This is a genomic window from Pseudobutyrivibrio sp. AR14, assembly GCF_900101325.1.
Taxonomy (GTDB): domain Bacteria; phylum Bacillota; class Clostridia; order Lachnospirales; family Lachnospiraceae; genus Pseudobutyrivibrio.
In genome coordinates this window covers 25,154-39,520 of sequence record NZ_FMUY01000016.1, presented here as the reverse complement: position 1 = coordinate 39,520, position 14,367 = coordinate 25,154, and the positions used below count along the sequence as shown (strand labels likewise).

Sequence of the window (14,367 nt, the reverse complement as noted above, 5' to 3'; positions counted from 1 at the left end):
AAAATTGCAAAAAGATCGGGAGGCCTTATGGCCTCCCTTTTATGTTAATTAGGGGTAGGGTGTTAACAGGTTTATTCGGTAGTACAGTTGGCTGTGAAAGAGAATTCTACAAGTTTACCATCTTTGAAAGTAAAGTACTGTGAGAATTCATCATAGTAATAATCAAAGAAGTGCTGGTCTTCACAATCATATTCGCTTGATGGTTCACCAAATGCTTTTTTTACTTCTTCTTCAGAAGCACCGATTTTAATGCCGTTTGATGTAAATTCATCAGTTTTAATTAATAAATAATCAATAGTAGGGTCATCGTTAGTTGACTCATATTCGATAACGCAATTTTCATAAGTGTTATTGTAGAATGAATCAAATTCACTTGTCTCAGTTGGCTCGCCTAATTCGTCAAGAATAGCATTAGCATCTGCGAATAGAGAAAAGCTAACTCCATTGTATTCTACAGTAGTCTGGGCAATTTTATCTTTTGTCTCTAAAGTCTCAAGATCCTCAATAGATGTACCACAGCCTCCACAGTAATCATCTGATGGAGCTTGGCAAACTGTATCTTCTGGAATATCATCATTTGTTACTTCTGTACTACAGCCAAAAAGGGAAAGGCTGAGAATTGTTGCTGCTGAAAGCAATACTAATTTTCTTTTCATAAATAATCTCCTTATTACTGTGTTACAAGTTCTAGTACAGTTATAACACTAATGCACTTATTCGTCAACTATTAAATTATATTGTGGTATTTAATATGAAAAGCAAATAAAAAAACAGCCATCAAAAGATGACTGTTTCAAGTAGAAAATACTATGAATTTACTATATCACTGAGCTTCTTGCCGTAGAAGAAGTCTCGCTCTAACATGTAGAACTCAGTCCACATAGGGAGTGTCTTACATACTTTTTCGCGAGGACAATCCTCAGCGCCATCTGCTAGACAGGCAACTGGAGCAAGGCTTCCTTCCATGAGCTCGATTATCTCTCCAATTGAATACTCCTCAGGAGAGCGAGTAAGCATGTATCCGCCACCTTTTCCACTGACACCCTTTACAAAGCCGCCGTGAACTAATTCTTTAACAATGATCTCTAAATATTTTTTGGAAATATCCTGACGCTCTGCGATGTCCTTTAGGGGAATGTATTCTTCACTATGTTGTTGAGCTAAGTCTATCATGACACGCAGTGCATATCGACCCTTTGTACTGAACATAATCAATCCTCCATAATTTTTTAATTCAATCGCTGGTTTTGTACTATTATACGATAGGTTAATAGGCAAATCAATAAGTAACAGATTTTTATAGCCTGTATCAAAAAAGGCATAATTTATAGAGGTTGAAGTTGCTATTAATAGAATTGATAGCAGACTATAATTTTTGCTTATTATTAAACCTATTGACTCAGTAGGCAAGTAGGTTTAATATACCAACATGCAAGACAAAAGCCCATACAAAAGGGCACAGAAAGGAGACCAAGATGAAGAGTGTACTTTGCTTTGGCGATTCAAACACATATGGATTAAAGCCAGACGGTAGTGGCAGATTTGAAAAAACTGAAAGATGGACCGGGGTGCTCTCCGAGATGCTTGGTCACCAGAATTATGAAGTGATAGAGGAAGGACTGGTAGGACGGACTACAGTTTTTGAGGACAGCACAAGACAGGGAAGAAATGGCTCTAAATTACTTCCAATTCTTCTTGAGAGCCATGGACCTGTTGACACAGTAGTGGTCATGCTTGGAACAAATGATTGTAAGGCTGTCTATAATGCTTCACCAAAGCTTATAGCCAGAGGCGCTGAGATTTTACTTAGACAGATTAGAGACAACAATAGCGCAGCGAAAATCCTACTTCTTTCCCCAATCCACTTGGGAGATACAGTATGGAAGGAAGAGTTTGATCCTGAGTTTGATGAGAAATCAGTTATCACTTCAAAGGAGCTTAAGGCAGTGTTTGCAAAGCTTGCAGAGGAGTTTGATTGTATGTTTTTGGCAGCATCTGATGTGGCTAAGCCATCAGAAACAGATCAGGAGCATTTGGATGAAAAGGGACATCTTGCACTAGCGAATGCAATATACAAAAAGCTCGTTGCAGCTTAATTAATAGAAAAGAGGAAATTAATATGAAAAAGAATTTAGTAAAGACATTAACAAGTGGACTTTTAGTGACAGGACTTTTAGCAGCTTCACTTACTGGTTGCGGTTCATCTGACAAGGCTGACAGCAGTGCTGATGGAAGCGCTGTAGAGGCAGGTGAAAGCGCAGCAGGTTTTAGAACACTTGATGAAATTAAAGAAAGCGGCACAATCAATATCGGTGTATTCTCGGACAAGAGCCCATTCGGCTATGTAGATGAAAATGGTGAGTACGCTGGATATGATGTATATCTTGCTGAGAAAATCGGTGAGGACCTTGGAGTAGATATTAACTATGTATCAACTGAGGCAGCTAACAGAATCGAGTATCTTCAGACAGGAAAAGTTGATATCATCCTTGCTAACTTTACAGTTACAGAAGAGCGTGCTCAGGAAGTTGATTTTGCTTTACCATACATGAACGTAGCACTTGGTGTTGTTTCACCTGATGGAGCTGTAATCGAAAGCCTCGATGATTTAGGTGCTGATGACGAGGTTATCGTTATCTCAGGAACAACAGCAGAGACATATCTTGCTAAGAATTACCCAGATATCAAGCTTCAGAAGTATGATGCTTACGCTGAGGCAAAGACAGCATTTGAAAATGGCAACGGCGTAGCATGGGCTAATGACAATACAGAGGTTATTGCTTTTGCAATTGAAAACGAAGGCTATACAGTAGGCATCCCATCACTTGGTGATCAGGATACAATTGCTCCTGCTGTAACAAAGGGTAATGAGACACTTTTAACATGGTTAAATGACGAGCTTGTATCTCTCGGAAGCGAGAATTTCTTCCATGCTGATTACGAGGCAACACTTCTTGATACATATGGTGCTGATTACGAGGATGAGCTTGTAGTAGAGCCTAGCAAGTAGGAAGTATTATACGAAAGGATTTGTAACCTATAGTAATGGATAAGGATATTCTTATTGAATATTTCCCACTCTATAAGGATGCACTATTTTTAACACTTAAAATTGGATGGCAGGGCATTATTTTGGCTTTTGTAATAGGCTTAATTGGCTCTGCCATTATTCATTTTAAGACACCAGTGCTTAGGAAGATTGTGGGAATATACATTGAATTATTTAGAAATACACCACTTTTGGTACAGTTATTTTTTATTTATTTTGCCCTTCCAAAGGTGGGAATTCAAATAACAGCAAAGACCTGTGGTGTGCTAGGACTTGGGCTTTTAGGCGGTGCATATATGATAGAGACATTTCGAAGTGGCCTAGAAGCAGTGCCTGTTATTCAGACCGAGAGCGCACTTAGCCTTGGAATGAGTGATTTCCAAACATTGTGGCATGTTATTTTGCCACAGGCGATTTCTATAAGTGTTCCGGGAATTCTTGCAAATGTTATTTTCCTTTTGAAGGAGACATCCGTATTTTCCACAATCAGTTTGATGGATTTGATGTTTACAGCAAAGGATTTGATAGGCATGTATGCAAAGACAATAGAATGCTTATTCCTTTTGGTTATCTTTTACCTGGTAATGCTTCTTCCTATTTCTATAATAGGTGCAATTGTAGAAAGGAGGATGCGCTATGGACAGTTTGGGGATTGATGTTCTATTTAAAGGAACCAACTTTTTAAGATTACTTCAAGGATTATGGGTATCGGTGGAAATTAGCTTGATTGCTGTTGTACTCAGCATCATTCTTGGACTAGTTGTTGGAATGTTGATGACTTTAAACAACCCATTTTTAAAGGCAATACTCAAAGTGTATCTTGAGGTGGTAAGAATCATGCCTCAGATGGTACTTTTATTCATTGTATATTTTGGAACTACTAGAGTTTTTGGTTGGGATGTTTCAGCAGAAGCATCGGCAATTATCGTATTTACGTTTTGGGGAACTGCAGAGATGGGAGATCTGGTAAGAGGCTCTATAAAGAGTATTCCAGTAATCCAGTTTGAATCAGCAATGGCTTTGGGATTTAACAAGGTGCAGACATATTTCTACATCATTTTCCCACAGACAATTAGGAGACTGATTCCACTTTCTATAAATCTAATTACAAGAATGATTAAGACAACATCTCTTGTACTTATGATTGGAATCGTTGAGGTGCTTAAGGTGGCGCAGCAAATTATAGAGGCAAATAGAAATTCGTCGCCTAACGCAGCCTTTGGCGTATTTGCAGTTGTATTTTTACTATATTTCATTGTATGCTGGCCAATCAGCCGGCTCGCAACATATTTAGAGAAAAGGTGGGAGTAAATGGAATTATTAAAAGTAACACACTTACACAAGGAGTTCGGACAGAATACAGTTTTAAATGATATCAATCTGTCTGTAGAAAAGGGGGAAGTAGTAGTAATAATTGGTCCATCGGGTTGTGGAAAGAGCACATTTTTAAGATGTTTAAATGGTCTCGAGGAGATTCAGGGAGGTGTGATTACAATATCAGGACTTCCAGTTGAGGCCGGTAAAAGGGATATTACAAAGTTACGTCAGAAGATTGGAATGGTTTTCCAGTCCTATGAGCTGTTCCCTCACAAAACAGTTCTTGAAAATATCATTCTCGCCCCTACAAAGGTACAGAAGAGGGATAAAGAGGAGGCTACCAAGGAGGCTATAGAACTTCTTGATAAGGTGGGACTCGTGGACAAAAAGGATTATTATCCAAGACAGCTTTCTGGAGGACAAAAGCAAAGAGTGGCTATTGTTCGTGCACTTTTAATGCACCCTGAGGTGATATTATTTGACGAGGTTACAGCAGCACTTGATCCAGAGATGGTTCATGAGGTATTAGAGACTATGATAGCTCTTGCTAAGGCTGGTTCCACTATGCTTATTGTCACCCATGAGATGGCTTTTGCTAAGGCTATTGCAGACAGAATTATTTTCATAGATAAGGGTGATATTGTAGAAGAGACCAGAGATGTAAAGGAATTCTTTATTGAGCCTAAAACAGAAAGAGCAAAGAAGTTCCTAAAGACATTTGCTTACGAATAAAAAAATGTGTAGCTTTTTTGTATTGTATGTACTCATTTTTGCAATATGGTATAATAATTTGTATTGAGAGGAGGGTTTTTATGTACGATTATATTACCATAGAGCGTAAATATGGCAGTGGTGGTCATGAAATCGCAAAAAAGCTTGCAAAAAAGTTGGGTTATCGTCTATATGACCGTGGTGTTGTTGAGCAGACTTGTAAGAAAATGGGGTTGTCTTATGAGGAAGTTGCCAATATGGATGAGCAGACACCGATTAAGCCTATTTTTAAGACACCTGGAATCGATTATACTACCATAGCTGAGAAGATATACAATACAGAGGCAGATATTATTAAAGAGGCTGCTGAACAGCCTGGCTGTGTATTTGTAGGTCGATGCGCAAGTGAGATTCTTAAGGATAAAAAGTGCCTTAAGGTATTTATCACAGCCGATGATGATTATCGAATGGATAGATCTATTAATGTAGAAAATAATCCAGCAGATAAAGCCGATGAGGTAATGAAGAAGTTCGATAAAAAGCGTGAGAAATTCTTCACCACTCACTCTGGCGGTAAATGGGGCTCTCCAGAATACTTTGATCTCATTATCAATTCAGCAAATATGGATGAGGATTCTATAGTTGCTATGCTTGAGGGCGCAGCAAAAGCTTAGTGGATTACGAATGGACTTCTAACTGACATCTGGTACTGTTTTGGTGATGTACCAGTGTGATTAGAGAATGTTCGTGAAAAGTTGGAATAATTGTTAAAGCCTGATTGGAAACATACATCTATTGGCGCATTTCCCTCTTTCAGTAGTTTTTTGGCAAGTGCTAGTCTCTTTTCGATTATGTATTGCTGGATAGAGGTGCCTGTGTTTGCCTTAAATATTCGATTGAGATACACAGGATGTAAATGCAAATTTTCAGCTACACTGCTAGCGGAAATAGAGTCTGATAGGTGCAGGTTGATATAATTAAATGCATCAGTAATGGTTTTTGGAAGGACATCTACGTATGTAGGTGTCTTTTTTTTATTTGCAAGTCTATTTATGGTGATAAGAATGATATTAAGAATAGATTCCGCAAGTACAGTGGAACCGAATTCTTGCTCATGTTCATTTAGTGATTTTTCTAGAAGATCAGTATAGCCAACAAAAGTATCTATCTGTTCTTGATTTAAGTGTATGATATTAAGCTTTGTCATATCCTCCTGCTTGAAGCAATCAGTAAAATGCTTGTAGTCATCCCCTTTGTTCTCGAAGTATTCCTCTTTTATATTAATAACAACTCGTCCATAGTCCTCAGTTCCCATAGGGCAGGCATGGTGAAAAACGTATGGAGGGAACAGGACTAAATCCCCTGGCTCCATAATTTTACCGTCATTTTCTAATAGTATCTTTGTGTCTCCGTGAAGAAATAAATAGATTTCATAACCGTCATGGCTGTGATAAATACCGGTCTCTGTAATAGGAGAATTCTTGTAGGCGCAGATAAAATCATTTTCATGAGTCTCCATTATTTTTTTGTAATTTGGCATTTCTTTTTTCATAAGATTTCTCCTAAAAAACAATAGTTTATTTTTTACCTGTTGATATCATTATATTTACCTAGGTTTAAAAACGCAATAATTTTGGCATTAATATATGTATTTGTGCATAGATAAACGTGCTATTATCTAGATACGCTATAGATAATAAACAAAGGGGGAATATGCGACACATGTCTAAAACTATGCATAAAATTTGGAATTACAAGTGGTTATATATAATGCTTGTCCCTGTAATTTCGTATTTTGTAATCTTTAAATACATTCCAATGTACGGTCTTGTAATGGCCTTTAAGGACTACAACGTTTTTAAAGGTATATCAGGAAGCCAGTGGGTTGGTTTTGACATCTTTAGGAAAATCTTTTCTAATCAAAATTTTTGGAACAGTATAAGAAATACTTTTCTTTTAAATCTTTTGACTCTGGCAATAAGTTTTCCATTCACTATTATTGTGGCCCTTATGCTTAATGAAGTGGTAAGCGGAAAGTTTAAAAAAGTCATTCAGTCAATTCTATATCTTCCACATTTTATTTCATGGGTTGTAGTGGCAAGTATTGTTGTAAATCTCTTTTCTCAGAATGGAGGAACAATCAACCTGTTTTTATCCAAGATGGGGTTATCCTCAATTCCATTTTTATCTAACAATGGATGGTGGATTTTTACATATGTAATCAGTAATGTTTGGAAAGAAATAGGTTGGGGAACAATTATTTATCTGGCAGCCCTAACAGGGGTTGATGAAACATTATATGAGGCATCTTATTTGGATGGGGCAAGTAAGTTTCAAAGACTCATATATATTACCCTTCCTGCCATTAAATCAGTAATTGTGGTAATGCTCATTCTTCAAATTTCAAAAATGATGACCATTGGACTTGATGCGCCACTTTTAGTTGGAAATAAAAAAGTAATGGAAGTATCAGAGGTTATTAGTACTTATACATATCGAATGGGTATTGAGCAGGCAAAATATAGTGAATCTACGGCAATTGGACTATTCCAGTCAGTTGTAAATATTGTAATTCTGTTTTTTGCAGATAAGTTTGCAAAGTTTATAGGAGAAGAAGGAATTTTATAAGGCGAGGGTATTTTACATGAAAAATAAATTGAGTATTGGGCGAGTTTTAAATGGTGTTTTGTTGTTGGTGCTGACATTCGTATGCATTTATCCATTTTTAAATGTAATAGCTTATTCATTAAGTGGATACAATGCAGTATTAACAGGCAACGTTACGGTCTTACCAAAGGACTTTTGCTTGGATGCATATAGAGATATTTTAGCTAAAAAACAAATATGGCAGGCAATGAAAACTACAGTATTTGTTACTGTGATGGGAACAACTGTCAGTATGTTGCTTACTATTTTTGCAGCATACACGCTTTCAAGAAAAGACTTAGTGGGAAGAAAGTTTATTACAGGTATGATTCTTTTTACTATGTACTTTGGCGGTGGATTGCTTCCTACATTCTTGGTTGTAAAAAATGTAGGACTATACGATTCTCTTGGAGCTTTGTTTATTCCAAATGCAATCAATGTATTTAACTTTATTGTAATGAGAACATTTTTTAAGAGTCTTCCACCTTCACTTGAGGAGGCGGCAAGAATTGATGGGGCATCATATTTGCAGGTACTTGTAAAGATTATTTTGCCTTTGTCCCTTCCAATTATAGCTACAATCGGACTATTTTATGCAGTTGAATATTGGAACTCATACTTCAACGCACTTTTATATATAACAACACCTGAAAAGTACACACTTCAGCTTAGACTTAGATCTCTGCTTTTCGGAGGAGAATTAAATAGTACAGCAAACCTAGAGGGAGGAGGCAGTATGGTGCTGTCACAGTCTCTTAAGATGGCGACAGTAGCTGTGTCAACACTGCCTATTCTCGTGGTATATCCATGGCTCCAAAAGTATTTTGTAAAGGGAGTAATGGTAGGTTCTGTGAAGGGTTAATAGAGTTTTTTTACTGGCCAGTAAAGATATATAAATGTAAAGAAACATGGAGGGTAATATGAAAAAAAGATTTATTGCATTAGCAGCCACTGCTGCTATGGTAATGTCCACCTTTGTTGGATGTGGAGGAGGAACTGCTTCAGCTAGCAATGAAGGTGGTGGCGATTATAAAACCACATATGGAGACAAGCAATTTGACGATGTGACTATCACAGTTGAGTTGTTTGATAGAAGTAATGCGCCAGAGGGTTCTACTATTACAGACAATAAGTGGACCAATTATGTGAACCAGGAAATGAATAAGGTAGGAATCAATGTTGAGTTTGTTACTGTACCTCGAAGTGATGAGGTAACAAAGATGCAGACTATGGTAGGTTCTCAGACTGCACCGGATATTACAATTACTTACACATATCCATACGCAGAGGATTATTTTAATCTAGGTGGAACATGGGATTTATCTGAGTTTATCGATGGAGAGGATCAGGCTAGAAATCTAAAGGCCTATATTGGAAATGATTGTCTTGATATTGGACGAAATGGTGATGGACAGCTCTATGGTATTGTAGCTCGCCGAGCTACTACCGCAAAGACGAATTTCTTTATCAGAAAAGATTGGCTGGATGCTCTTGGAATGGAAGTGCCAACAACACCAGAGGAATTGCATGAGGTGCTTACAGCATTTGCAAAGGAAAATCCTGATGGAAGAAAAGATGTTGTTGCCGCTCATTTAGTACAAATGTGGAATATGCGTGCTGCATTTTCAACAAAAACTCAGGATGAGAATCAGTGGCAGGTAGCAGCTTCAGAAGACTGCATAATGGACTACTATGACCAGGATGGTATGAGAGAGTTCTACAAATACATGAACACTCTTTACAACGAGGGACTTTTGCACAAGGAATACTACACAATGACAACAGATGAAGATATGTTCAAGAGCTTATTCTGCTCAGGTGCCATTGGATTCTGTGAGTACAACGTAAATGGTAACGTTGACGTACTGCGAGGTGGATTACTTCAGACTCTAAAGGAAAATGATCCAAATGCAGATATCGTATCAATTGAGCCACTTAAAAATGTAAATACTGGACAGCAGAATAGTGCAGCCTATGCTACAGGTGGTCTCATTGCATTTTGTCCAAAAACAGCTTCCGCTGAAAAAGTCGAGGCTTGTATGACATATCTTGATTGGATGTGCTCAAAGGATGGCGGATATGTTTTATATCACGGCTTTGAAGGAGAACACTACGATTTAGTAGATGGTGTTCCTGTTGTAAAGGATTCTGATTACAACGCCAAGGACAAGGATTGGATTCGTACAGATTTATTCCTTACAGGAAATCAGGGTTATTTTGATACAGTAGATGCTTTTAATGCATGTACATCAAAGGAATGTCCAGGATATGAGGACTACGTAATTAATAACTATGAGAATGCTCTTAAAGGAAATATTCTTCCAGATAGTTATTACACAGCGCCATCAACATCTGAGTACATCACTGATTTAAAGATTGTTCAGGATGAGTATCAGGTTAAATGTATAACAGCTTCTCCTAGTGAGTTTGACAAAACATTTGATGAATATATGAGCAAGCTAGAGGATGCTGGCATCAAGACAGTTGTTGACGAGAGAATGGAGTACTTTGGAGTAACAAATTAGACTTCAAAAAACTATAGAATGTGAGGATTGATTGATGAATAGGAAAGACGGAATGAATTATGCACCAGTGGGAAAACCTAGACCAGTTGTAAAGGAAGGGGAATTTGTTATTGCAGCTATTGCACTTGAACACGGTCATATTTATGGAATGTGTAATGGGCTTATAGAAGCAGGAGCAACACTTAAGTGGGTGTACGACAGGGACCCTGAAAAAGTAAAAAATTTCTGCAACGCCTATCCAGGAGTAAAGGCTGCAAGCAGTGAGGAGGAGATATTATCTGACCCAGAAGTAAAGCTAGTATGCGGCGCAGCAGTTACAAGTATGCGATGTGCTCTTGGTCTAAGAGTAATGGCCGCAGGCAAGGATTATTTTACAGATAAAGCGCCTCTTACGTCCCTAGAACAGCTAGCACAAGCTAAGGAAATGGTAGAAAAAACTGGCAGAAAATATATGTGCTATTACGGCGAGCGACTTCATGTGGAGTCAGCAGTTTTTGCCGGCCAGTTGATAAAGGAAGGTGCCATTGGAAAACCTATTCATGTAGATGGATTTGGTCCTCACAGAGTTGGGGATGTGAAAGGACGTCCTGATTGGTTCTTTAAAAAAGAATATTATGGTGGAATTCTTTGCGACATTGGAAGTCATCAAATTGAGCAGTTCCTTTATTACTGCGATTGCAAAGATGCCACAGTTCAATACAGCCAGGTAGGTAACTACAATCATCCTGACCAGCCCGAGCTTGAGGATTTGGGAGAGGCTACTCTTCTTGGAGACAACGGTACAACTCAGCATTTTAGAGTGGATTGGTTTACCCCTGATGGTCTATCTACCTGGGGTGATGGACGAACTTTCATTATAGGAACAGAAGGATATATTGAGCTTCGTAAATACGTTAATATTGCAACCGACGAGGGCGCAGAACATGTTTATTTGGTAAATAAAGATGGTGAACAGCATTTTGCAGTGGAGGGCAAGGTTGGATTCCCATTCTTTGGTGAGTTGATATTGGATTGTATTAATCGCACTGAAAATGCTATGACTCAGGCCCATTGTTTCAAGGCTGCCGAGCTTTGCGTTAAGGCGGAATTACAAGCAGAAAGAGTATACGGATTGGAGAAGTAAAATGATAAAAGTTGCTATTGTAGGAACAGGTGGAATTAGTCATGCTCACATAAAAGGTCTACAAACATTTCCTGAGAGATGTGAGATAGTGGCTCTTTGTGATATAAAGCCTGAAAAAGCAGAAAAAATAAAAAAACAATATGGACTTGATTGTCCTGTATTTGACGATCATGAGAAGATGCTTGCATCTGGAATTCACATTGATTTAGTCCATGTGGCAACTCCTCCATTTTCTCATGCTGAGATTTCTATTAACGCAATGAATGCAGGCTGCAATGTACTTTGTGAAAAGCCAATGGCATCCTCACTTGAACAGTGTGATGCAATGCTTGAAGCGGAGAAGCGAAACGGAGTTGTTCTAGGACAGATTGCTCAGAATAGATTTACAAATCCATATTGGAAATTAAAGAAAGTGATTGATAGTAATAAAGCAGGAAAGATATGCTCAGTTCAAATCAATTCAAACTGGTGGAGAGGTCATAGCTACTACGATTTATGGTGGAGAGGCACATGGGAAAAGGAGTGCGGTGGACCTACTTTAAATCATGCAGTTCATCATATTGACCTTTTAAACTGGCTTGAGGGAGGACTGCCAAATCAGGTTACTTCCATCCTTTCAAATGTGATGCATGATAATTCTGAGGTAGAGGATATTTCAAAATCAATTATGGCATACGATGGTGGAAGCCTTGCAGATGTAACTGCATCCGTTGTTCATCACGGTGAGGAGCAAAGCATCATTGTCCAGTGTGCAGATGCTAAGCTTTCAGCTCCTTGGGACCCAAAAGCAGAGGTATCTATGGACAATGGATTTCCTATGGAAGAAAAGAATGAAAAGCTTTTAGCTGAGTTGAATCAGTATATGGATTCCATTCCTGATTTAAAATATGAAGGACACACAGGTGAGATTGATGATGTTTTAACGGCACTTGAAAATGGAAAGAGGCCGCTTATTACAGGCGTAGATGGCAAGCGTACTTTAGAGCTTATTACAGCCATTTACAAATCTGGATTTACAGGTATGAGAGTATCTTTGCCAATTCAAAAGATTGATGAATATTATCGTACCGGTGGAATCGAAAAACATGCTATTCATTTTTACGAAAAGACAGTATCTGCTGAGGAACTTTCAGAGGAAGATATAAAAATCAATAGTATATAAAAACGGGAGAGTAGGGGCGCTATGGAACAAATAGTGAATATTGGAGTTGTAGGAATAGGAAATATGGGTTCAGCCCATGGAATGAGTCTTTATAAAAATAAAGTCAAGGGATGTAAGCTGGTGGCGGTTTGCGATAGCGACGAAAAAAGGCTTCAGTGGGCGAAATCTAATCTAAAAGGTGTAAAGTGCTTTAATGACTATCATGAGCTAATCAATAGTGGGATAGTCAATGCAATTGTAGTTGCAACTCCTCATCCTATGCATCCTGTTATTGTGGAAGAGGCTTGTAAAAATGGGATTCATGTGCTGACTGAAAAGCCTGCAGGAGTGGACGTTAAGACAGTTACTCACATGAATCAGGTGGCAAAAGAGAGTGGAGTAGTTTTTTCTATTATGTATAATCAGAGAACTAATCCTCTATATAAAGAGCTTAGAAGAGTATTTAAAAATGGCGATTTAGGTAAGCTTGTTAGATTTAATTGGATAATTAATAACTGGTATCGGACAGATGCCTACTATGCATCTGGAGATTGGCGAGCTACCTGGGATGGAGAAGGTGGTGGCGTGCTGATGAATCAGTGCCCTCATAATCTTGATATTTGGCAGTGGATTACTGGTATGCCAATTAGGATAAGAGCCTTTTGTCACAAAGGATTATTTCATCCTATTGATGTGGAAGATTCTGCTGAAATTTTTGCAGAATATGAAAATGGAGCAATCGGAATTTTCCAAACTTCTACAGGAGAATATCCTGGCACAAACAGAATGGAAATATCGGGTACAAGAGGCAAGGCTGTTATCGAAAATGGAAAGCTTACCATCACTCTTTTAAAAGAAGATTTGATGGAGTACACAAAAAATTCTAAGGAATTTATGCCAAAGATTGATGTGGACGAAAGGACTATTATCCAAGAGGAACCAGAGAGTGCTCACATAGGCATTTTACAAAACTTTTCTAATGCCATAAGAAAAGGGGAGCCGCTAATATCACCAGGTGAAGAGGGAATATATGGACTTAGCTTGGCAAATGCCGCCTATTTATCCTGGTGGAAAAATGATTTTGTTAACTTACCACTTGATGAAGATGAATACTTGCATTTTCTCCAAAGTATAAAAAATAGCAATCATGAAAAACATATTAAAACATTATGTGAAGATGGTTCTTATGGCGAGTATTCCAATCGCTGGAAAGTGAAGTGGTAGTATATATAGCTAGTTATAAATCTGATTTATAACTAGCTATTATTTTTGACTATTGTTAAACCTATTGACTTAGTAGGTTATTAAAGATATAGTATCAACAACGAATCAGAAATAACAAGAAAGGAGCAAGACAACAATGAGACATATATTAAAATCTGAGAACTGTTGTTGTATGAATATGTGTATGTGTAGAATGCTATACTCCCAGGTTGTGAGTGCTGAAGGGTGCATGGCTTGTTGTCTTGCACCATGATGAACAAATTCGTATATACGAATTTCGAGCCACTGCTTGGGACCACCTAGGCGGTGGCTTTTTTGGTGCTATAGCCGCTGGAATGGCATAGGTGCGGCAGCACTGAAGTTGTTGGTTCGAATCCAACTAGCACCACTTATGGTTTACACAAAAGTAAAAGGAGAAAAAAATGGCAACATTAAAAGAGGTTAGTGAAAATCAACTGGCGCAAATCAAAGATTATATAGAGTCAATAAAATATGGCTCGGTAAATATAATCATCCAAGATGGAAAAATCATCCAAATTGACAAAAGTGAAAAGATAAGATTGTAGGACTTATCGAACTGACTAGAAAACTAGAGGTTCAAAGTTACGGTTCCATTAGCTGTGACTTTGGG

16 protein-coding genes and 1 tRNA gene are annotated in these 14,367 nt (G+C 38.0%); 14 read left to right on the top strand and 3 right to left on the bottom strand.

Annotation, left to right across the window (positions count from 1 at the left end; all coding sequences use genetic code 11):
* Nucleotides 1–71: 71 nt before the first annotated feature.
* Entirely contained in the window at nucleotides 72–656 is a 585-nt protein-coding gene (locus BLP50_RS12365) for a hypothetical protein (protein ID WP_090155214.1), read from the bottom strand.
* Nucleotides 657–807: 151 nt separating this feature from the next.
* Nucleotides 808–1,209: an RrF2 family transcriptional regulator gene (locus tag BLP50_RS12360; RefSeq protein ID WP_090155212.1), complete on the bottom strand. Its 402-nt coding sequence runs from the start codon at nucleotides 1,207–1,209 to the stop codon at nucleotides 808–810.
* A 266-nt stretch (nucleotides 1,210–1,475) separates the two neighbouring features.
* Between BLP50_RS12360 and BLP50_RS12355 the strand changes: the two genes are divergently transcribed.
* From BLP50_RS12355 to BLP50_RS12330, 6 genes are all read left to right on the top strand, one after another.
* A complete protein-coding gene (locus BLP50_RS12355) occupies nucleotides 1,476–2,096 on the top strand; it encodes an SGNH/GDSL hydrolase family protein (protein ID WP_090155210.1) in 621 nt (206 codons plus the stop codon).
* 23 nt (nucleotides 2,097–2,119) lie between these two features.
* Nucleotides 2,120–3,010 (top strand): transporter substrate-binding domain-containing protein, encoded by an 891-nt coding sequence (locus BLP50_RS12350; protein ID WP_090155208.1) that lies wholly within the window; start codon nucleotides 2,120–2,122, stop codon nucleotides 3,008–3,010.
* Between the two features lie 35 nt (nucleotides 3,011–3,045).
* Nucleotides 3,046–3,705 carry an amino acid ABC transporter permease gene (locus BLP50_RS12345; protein WP_090155206.1) on the top strand — a complete coding sequence of 220 codons (660 nt, stop codon included), beginning with the start codon at nucleotides 3,046–3,048 and terminating at the stop codon, nucleotides 3,703–3,705.
* Nucleotides 3,686–4,360: an amino acid ABC transporter permease gene (locus BLP50_RS12340; RefSeq protein WP_090155204.1), complete on the top strand. Its 675-nt coding sequence runs from the start codon at nucleotides 3,686–3,688 to the stop codon at nucleotides 4,358–4,360. The genes BLP50_RS12345 and BLP50_RS12340 overlap by 20 nt, the downstream gene beginning before the upstream one ends.
* Nucleotides 4,361–5,098, top strand: coding sequence for an amino acid ABC transporter ATP-binding protein (locus BLP50_RS12335; RefSeq protein ID WP_090155202.1), 738 nt, complete (start codon nucleotides 4,361–4,363; stop codon nucleotides 5,096–5,098).
* Between the two features lie 80 nt (nucleotides 5,099–5,178).
* On the top strand, nucleotides 5,179–5,751 hold the full coding sequence (locus BLP50_RS12330; RefSeq protein ID WP_163927168.1) for a cytidylate kinase-like family protein: 573 nt from the start codon (nucleotides 5,179–5,181) through the stop codon (nucleotides 5,749–5,751).
* On the opposite strand, the gene BLP50_RS12325 is transcribed toward BLP50_RS12330, so the two are convergent.
* Nucleotides 5,748–6,629 carry an AraC family transcriptional regulator gene (locus tag BLP50_RS12325; protein WP_090155198.1) on the bottom strand — a complete coding sequence of 294 codons (882 nt, stop codon included), beginning with the start codon at nucleotides 6,627–6,629 and terminating at the stop codon, nucleotides 5,748–5,750. The two genes, BLP50_RS12330 and BLP50_RS12325, sit on opposite strands and share 4 nt — an antisense overlap.
* Nucleotides 6,630–6,811: 182 nt before the next feature.
* On the opposite strand from BLP50_RS12325, the gene BLP50_RS12320 reads away from it, so the two are divergent.
* The 8 genes from BLP50_RS12320 (at nucleotide 6,812) to BLP50_RS12290 (ending at nucleotide 14,302) form a co-directional block, all read left to right on the top strand.
* Nucleotides 6,812–7,705, top strand: coding sequence for an ABC transporter permease (locus tag BLP50_RS12320; protein WP_242869271.1), 894 nt, complete (start codon nucleotides 6,812–6,814; stop codon nucleotides 7,703–7,705).
* Nucleotides 7,706–7,721: 16 nt separating this feature from the next.
* Nucleotides 7,722–8,585: a carbohydrate ABC transporter permease gene (locus BLP50_RS12315; protein ID WP_090155193.1), complete on the top strand. Its 864-nt coding sequence runs from the start codon at nucleotides 7,722–7,724 to the stop codon at nucleotides 8,583–8,585.
* 58 nt (nucleotides 8,586–8,643) lie between these two features.
* Nucleotides 8,644–10,248 carry an extracellular solute-binding protein gene (locus BLP50_RS12310; protein ID WP_090155191.1) on the top strand — a complete coding sequence of 535 codons (1,605 nt, stop codon included), beginning with the start codon at nucleotides 8,644–8,646 and terminating at the stop codon, nucleotides 10,246–10,248.
* Nucleotides 10,249–10,282: 34 nt separating this feature from the next.
* Nucleotides 10,283–11,371 (top strand): Gfo/Idh/MocA family protein, encoded by a 1,089-nt coding sequence (locus tag BLP50_RS12305; RefSeq protein ID WP_090155189.1) that lies wholly within the window; start codon nucleotides 10,283–10,285, stop codon nucleotides 11,369–11,371.
* Nucleotide 11,372: 1 nt separating this feature from the next.
* Nucleotides 11,373–12,533 carry a Gfo/Idh/MocA family protein gene (locus BLP50_RS12300; RefSeq protein ID WP_090155187.1) on the top strand — a complete coding sequence of 387 codons (1,161 nt, stop codon included), beginning with the start codon at nucleotides 11,373–11,375 and terminating at the stop codon, nucleotides 12,531–12,533.
* A gap of 21 nt (nucleotides 12,534–12,554) precedes the next feature.
* Entirely contained in the window at nucleotides 12,555–13,736 is a 1,182-nt protein-coding gene (locus BLP50_RS12295) for a Gfo/Idh/MocA family protein (protein ID WP_090155185.1), read from the top strand.
* 317 nt (nucleotides 13,737–14,053) lie between these two features.
* Nucleotides 14,054–14,124 (top strand) — tRNA-Pro (locus BLP50_RS14350).
* 34 nt (nucleotides 14,125–14,158) lie between these two features.
* The gene (locus BLP50_RS12290; RefSeq protein ID WP_090155183.1) at nucleotides 14,159–14,302 is read left to right on the top strand and encodes a YezD family protein; all 144 of its coding nucleotides are present in this window, start codon (nucleotides 14,159–14,161) and stop codon (nucleotides 14,300–14,302) included.
* The last annotated feature ends 65 nt before the right edge of the window (nucleotides 14,303–14,367 follow it).

Coding starts and splice junctions, on each gene's coding strand:
- BLP50_RS12350 (WP_090155208.1), top strand. CDS start 2,120: ATGAAAAAGAATTTAGTAAAGACATTAACAAGTGGACTTTTAGTGACA.
- BLP50_RS12325 (WP_090155198.1), bottom strand. CDS start 6,629: ATGAAAAAAGAAATGCCAAATTACAAAAAAATAATGGAGACTCATGAA.
- BLP50_RS12305 (WP_090155189.1), top strand. CDS start 10,283: ATGAATAGGAAAGACGGAATGAATTATGCACCAGTGGGAAAACCTAGA.
- BLP50_RS12340 (WP_090155204.1), top strand. CDS start 3,686: ATGGACAGTTTGGGGATTGATGTTCTATTTAAAGGAACCAACTTTTTA.
- BLP50_RS12310 (WP_090155191.1), top strand. CDS start 8,644: ATGAAAAAAAGATTTATTGCATTAGCAGCCACTGCTGCTATGGTAATG.
- BLP50_RS12355 (WP_090155210.1), top strand. CDS start 1,476: ATGAAGAGTGTACTTTGCTTTGGCGATTCAAACACATATGGATTAAAG.
- BLP50_RS12365 (WP_090155214.1), bottom strand. CDS start 656: ATGAAAAGAAAATTAGTATTGCTTTCAGCAGCAACAATTCTCAGCCTT.
- BLP50_RS12290 (WP_090155183.1), top strand. CDS start 14,159: ATGGCAACATTAAAAGAGGTTAGTGAAAATCAACTGGCGCAAATCAAA.
- BLP50_RS12330 (WP_163927168.1), top strand. CDS start 5,179: ATGTACGATTATATTACCATAGAGCGTAAATATGGCAGTGGTGGTCAT.
- BLP50_RS12360 (WP_090155212.1), bottom strand. CDS start 1,209: ATGTTCAGTACAAAGGGTCGATATGCACTGCGTGTCATGATAGACTTA.
- BLP50_RS12320 (WP_242869271.1), top strand. CDS start 6,812: ATGCATAAAATTTGGAATTACAAGTGGTTATATATAATGCTTGTCCCT.
- BLP50_RS12335 (WP_090155202.1), top strand. CDS start 4,361: ATGGAATTATTAAAAGTAACACACTTACACAAGGAGTTCGGACAGAAT.
- BLP50_RS12295 (WP_090155185.1), top strand. CDS start 12,555: ATGGAACAAATAGTGAATATTGGAGTTGTAGGAATAGGAAATATGGGT.
- BLP50_RS12345 (WP_090155206.1), top strand. CDS start 3,046: ATGGATAAGGATATTCTTATTGAATATTTCCCACTCTATAAGGATGCA.
- BLP50_RS12315 (WP_090155193.1), top strand. CDS start 7,722: ATGAAAAATAAATTGAGTATTGGGCGAGTTTTAAATGGTGTTTTGTTG.
- BLP50_RS12300 (WP_090155187.1), top strand. CDS start 11,373: ATGATAAAAGTTGCTATTGTAGGAACAGGTGGAATTAGTCATGCTCAC.